General features: G+C 40.3%; 5 protein-coding genes. 4 read left to right on the top strand and 1 reads right to left on the bottom strand.

Going from position 1 to position 5,327, the window contains the following annotated elements; all coding sequences use genetic code 11:
- Positions 1 to 831: hypothetical protein (locus tag UC75_RS15955; protein WP_228137437.1), on the top strand; the 831-nt coding region annotated here is incomplete at its 5' end.
- A gap of 52 nt (positions 832 to 883) precedes the next feature.
- On the opposite strand, the gene UC75_RS15950 is transcribed toward UC75_RS15955, so the two are convergent.
- Positions 884 to 1,864: a LysR family transcriptional regulator gene (locus UC75_RS15950; protein WP_049838154.1), complete on the bottom strand. Its 981-nt coding sequence runs from the start codon at positions 1,862 to 1,864 to the stop codon at positions 884 to 886.
- A 103-nt stretch (positions 1,865 to 1,967) separates the two neighbouring features.
- Here UC75_RS15950 and UC75_RS15945 point away from each other — a divergent pair, with 103 nt between their 5' ends.
- The 3 genes from UC75_RS15945 to UC75_RS22035 all read left to right on the top strand — a co-directional run.
- Positions 1,968 to 3,080, top strand: coding sequence for a tartrate dehydrogenase (locus UC75_RS15945; protein ID WP_001129647.1), 1,113 nt, complete (start codon positions 1,968 to 1,970; stop codon positions 3,078 to 3,080).
- Positions 3,081 to 3,100: 20 nt separating this feature from the next.
- A complete protein-coding gene (locus UC75_RS15940; protein WP_128825320.1) occupies positions 3,101 to 4,753 on the top strand; it encodes a BCCT family carnitine transporter in 1,653 nt (550 codons plus the stop codon).
- A gap of 11 nt (positions 4,754 to 4,764) precedes the next feature.
- The coding region (locus UC75_RS22035; RefSeq protein ID WP_228137436.1) for an alpha/beta hydrolase fold domain-containing protein at positions 4,765 to 5,327 on the top strand (563 nt) is incomplete at its 3' end.

Here is a 5,327-nt window from a genome sequence, read left to right as displayed (position 1 = left end):
TTGCAACCCGTTGATTTTGGTTTTGGTGAGTTTTGGGGAAGTAGTTATTACGAAACACTTTTAAATACAGTGGGTTTAGAAGATATCGATAATTTGGGTATCAAATATAAATTTGCAGATGATAAATATAATTTGACCTTAGGATTCTATCCAACTGATGGTGGAAATTATAAGGGCACTTCAAAAGACTCAAGCCGTTACAGTGGTAATTTTGTTGAAGCTGATGATTTGACCAATGGCACCAATATTGAAGAAAAGAATATGTGGATTGCGAGAGCATCTAGAAAATTTGAACTAGATAAGTCTCAAAATTTTTCGACTGAGCTAGGTGGGTCAGTTTGGTATTCTGACTTAGAAAATAAAAGAACAAATATAGATGGACACCGTAAATCTTGGAACGTTTTTGCTCAAACGCAATATCAAGCATGGCAGTGGATGTTCTTGGCAGGTAAGCAAGATGTGACCAATGGCGATGATTTATTTCCAAATAGTTCAACGATTGGAGCATTTGATTATCCATATCAAGTCGCCAATAAAGGTAAATATTTGGTCAATGAAATTAATTACACCTTTGCTCAGCCATTCCATCAGATTGAAAATATTAAACCTTATATCTCCCATAGTCGCTTTTTTAAAGATGAGGATGGCTACAAAGACTCTGAACGTTTAATTGCAGGGGTTTATTTTAATTACAAAGCCATAGGTATTCAGGGTGAATACATTATGAGTAAAAATGATCCAATGGTGGGCGGTGGGGCCGATAGTCTTGCACAAGGTAGCAGTAATGATTGGGATAAATTATTTTATCTCTCAATTGGATATTATTTCTAAAATTTAAGAGCAATTTATTGCCCTAAGTGGATAGGCCCCACTTAGGGCTTTTTTATAGAAATACTTTTTCTGGTGGAGGTTCACGTTTGACTGCGGGTGAAATGAGTTGCCCACGGCTTAAGTTTTGTACATGTTGCAATCGATTAAGTAATTCATTTTGAATGAACAAAATGCAAGTTTGTAATTTAGACGAGCTTTTGAGTCGTGATGGATAAACGGCCCAAATATCCGCATCTTGCCAATATTCAGGCAAAATATGTTGAAGTTGGCCTGTAATTAGTTCATCTGCAACATCCCAAATTGATCGGAAAATAATACCGTGGCCTTCTATGGCAAGCTGATGAATAATCTCGCCGTTATTAGAAACAAAGCGTGGTTTGACATGAACCGAGACATCTTCAGAAGCATGCCTAAATTTCCATAGCACAGATGATTGATCACGCTCACTAATCGTCAAACAATCATGTGTTTGCAAGTCTTCAATGCTGTCTGGTACGCCATGTTTAAGTAAATAGCTTGGTGCTGCACATAAAATTCGAAAATTAGAAGCTAACTTTTTCGCAATCATGTTTGGCGCAATTTCATTACCAATTCTAATATCCAAATCAATACTGTGTTGAATCAGGTCTTTAGTATTGTCGATGGTATCAAAATGAATTTGAAGCTTTGGATAAAGCATCATTAATTTAGACAGAATTGGGGCGATATGCTTTCTGCCAAAACCAAAGCTACTAATAATATCCATACGTCCAGTGGGCGTACTAAGTGGGTTATTGACCAGTTCACAGACTTCATCAAACTCTTCAAGAATATTCGAAACTCTTTCAAGGATGAGTTTGCCATCTTCCGTCAGGCTGACATGACGCGTGCTGCGATGAAAAAGTTTGCAGCTTAACGTGTTTTCTAAAATATTAATTCGCTTGCTAATAAAAGCTGGCGATGTCCCAAGTTCCTCAGCAGATTCGACAAAACTTTTTAGTTTGGCGACTGTGCAAAAAACCTTTAAATCCGATAGGTTAGGTAGATTATTCACGATCCGTGTCCATTGGAGTGATAGTTCCGTTATTGATCATTTTTGCTTAAAACATCATGTTTAAGCCATACAAGGATATTAGTCGAAGGTGTGAAGGAAGCTTATGGCAAAAAGATATAAAGTTGCCACGATTGCAGGCGATGGCATTGGTTTAGAAGTTCTACCAGAAGGCATTAAGGTTGTAAAGGCAGCAGCAGAAAAGCATGGCATTGAGCTTCAACTCGATGCTTTCGATTGGGCAAGCTGCGATTACTACCTTGAGCACGGCAAAATGATGCCAGATGACTGGTTTGAAACTTTGCAAGGTTACGATGCAATTTATTTTGGCGCTGTAGGCTGGCCGGATAAAGTGCCTGACCATATTTCACTTTGGGGTTCGCTACTTCAGTTCCGTCGTGGTTTTGACCAATATGTGAATTTACGTCCAGTGCGCTTAATGCCAGGTGTGAAATGTCCATTAGTAGGTAAAAAACCAGGCGACATCGATTTTTACGTAGTTCGTGAAAACAGTGAAGGTGAATACTCAGCCATTGGTGGTAAAGCTTTTGAAGGAACAGACCGCGAGTTTGTTTTACAAGAAGCCGTATTTACACGTCATGGTGTAGACCGAATTTTGCGTTATGCATTTGAGTTTGCAAATCAGCGTGATGCGAAAAAAATTACCGCAGCGACTAAATCAAATGGTATTGCTGTCAGCATGCCGTACTGGGATGAACGCGTTGATGCGATGGCAAAACAATATCCACAAATTCAGGCTGATAAACAGCACGTTGATATTTTAGCGGCTCGTTTTGTTTTACAACCTGAACGTTTTGATGTGGTTGTGGCATCGAATTTATTTGGTGACATTCTTTCCGATTTAGGCCCTGCATGTACTGGAACTATTGGTTTGGCTGCTTCGGCAAATTTAAATCCAGAAAGAAAATTTCCATCATTGTTTGAACCTGTACATGGTTCAGCACCAGATATTTACGGTAAACAAATTGCCAATCCAATCGCTGCGATTTGGTCGGGTGCCATGATGTTCGAATTCTTTGGTGAAGAAGATGAACGCTGCATTCAAGCAGGTCAGGACATTATGCAGGCGATTGAGAATGTCTTAATTAATGGGCCAAAAACAGCCGATATTGGCGGTCAGGCAAAAACTTATGAGGTAGGAGATGCAATTGCATCGTGTGTAGCCCAAACTAAAATGGACGTGTTCGCTATGGAATAACGCCATCCAAAAATGGATGTATGGATATGGATAATCAAAACACAAAAATTTATACGGATAAAGTTCTTGCCGTAACCAGCTTACTGTTTGTATTTATTTCAGTTGCTGGTTTGGCAATTTATTCGCAAGAGTCGATCGAGATTGCTGCAACATGGATGCAGTGGACGACATCGGTATTTACAACACCAGTATTACTGTTTGCTTTTTTAGCCATCATTTTTACTTTTGGTTTGGCCTTTAGTAAATACGGAAAAATCAAACTAGGTGAAGGGAAACCTCAATACACTACGATGTCATGGATTTTTATGTTCATCTTGTCAGGTATTGGGTCTTCTACACTGTACTGGGGCTTTTTGGACTGGGCTTACTATTATCAAACACCGGGTTTGAGCTTACCGCCTGAGTCAGCAGAAGCATTGAAATATAGCGTAGCTTACTCGTTTTTCCACTCTGGTTTAAGTGCATGGGCAATTTATGCTTTGGCATCAATTTCTTTGTGTTACAGCTATCATGTTAGAAAAAACAAAGGGTTGAGTTTAGCTTCCGTGATTGAGGCTGTTACAGGCTTTAAATCAACCGGCGTGGTTGGTCGTTTAGTTGACCTTATGTTCCTGCTTTGTATGTTTGGTGCCTTAACGATTTCATTGGTACTCACTGCCGTGACATTTACCAATATTTTGTCTCAGCTCACAGGTATTCCAAATACCTTTATGACCAAGGTCATCATCATTTTGGGCGTTTCGGTTGTGTTTGCGCTTAGCTCTTACGTTGGTATGGACAAAGGTATGCAGCGTTTAAGCCATTTGGTGTGCTTGGGTGTTGTGTTATTTGCAATTTATGTACTTTGCTTTGGTCCAACGCAATTCATTTTGAATAATTCATTAATGAGTTTTGGATTAATGGCAACCAACTTTGTCGATATGAGTTTGTTTACCGACCCAATGGGTGATGGCAAATTTACCCGTGAATGGACTGTATTTTACTGGTTGTGGTGGATTTCATATGCACCGGGTGTGGCACTATTCGTAACGCGTGTTTCTAAAGGCCGTACCATTAAAGAAGTGATCTTTGCCATGGTGATTGGCGGTAGTGTCGGTCTTTGGTTCATCTTCGGTGTGTTTGAAAACTACAGTGTTTATAGCTTTATTCATGGGGCTGTAAATGTACCGCAAATCTTAAGCCAACAAGGTGGTGAGGTTGCGATTGGTCAATTGCTCAGTCTGTTACCTGCCGGAAAACTAATGATGTGGATTTTCCTCGGCATTATGGTGGTGTTCTTGGCAGCACATATGGATGCGGTAGGTTATGCGGTTTCAGCAACATGTACACGTGGTTTAAGTGAAGGACAAGATCCATCGCCAAATGCGCGTCTGTTCTGGTGTGTCATGCTGACTTTAGTTCCAATTGCCATGATCTTTAGTAAAGCACCTTTAGACACCATGAAAACAGCAACGATTGTGACGGCTTTACCATTCATTGTGATTATTCTGATTCAAACCTATGGCTTAGTGAAATGGCTGATTCAGGATTATGCCAAAGTCCCATCGCATTTAATTGAGCAACAAGGTTATGATGAGCAAGAAATTGGTTTAAACCAGTCTCAAGATGAACATGCAAAAAGGATGCAGCTTGAGCTTGCAAGCTCAATCAAACTGGATAGAAAAACCAGCTAGAGGGAACGGTAATGACTACACATGAACAGACCACTTATGCCTTAAGTGAAGAAATGCAAAGCCTTGTGTATTGGAGCAGCATTTATTCACCAGCAGATGTAGATATTGACTCAGTCCGTGCGGCCTATGACGCGATGTGTCGACACTACACTTTGCCACGTGATGGCAAGATTGAAGTAGAAGATCGCTTTGTTGCAAATGATGAGCATCAAGTTCCTGTTCGTGTGTATTTACCAAAAACAAATCGACCTGAGTCTGGTTGGCCATGTGTATTGTATTTACATGGCGGCGGTTGGATGGTCGGTGGGCTCGATTCACATGAGTTTATTACCAGCTATTTGTGTCAGGACTTAAATGCAGTTGTCATTAGCGTAGATTACCGCATGGCACCAGAGCATCGCTTTCCGGCAGCTTATGAAGATTGTTTAGCAGTTTATCAATGGCTTAAAAAGCATGGTTCAACTTGGCAGATCGATAGCGAAAATATCGTTCTAGCAGGTGATAGTGCTGGCGGTAATTTGGCAGCAGCCCTTGCGGTTGAACTACAACATAGCGGTTTGCAAGCTCAAGGTCT

It is taken from the genome of Acinetobacter sp. V2 (genome assembly GCF_001188385.1).
Taxonomy (GTDB): Bacteria; Pseudomonadota; Gammaproteobacteria; order Pseudomonadales; family Moraxellaceae; genus Acinetobacter; species Acinetobacter oleivorans.
The sequence above is the reverse complement of the archived record's forward strand: the minus strand, read 5'-3'. Positions and strand labels throughout refer to the sequence as shown.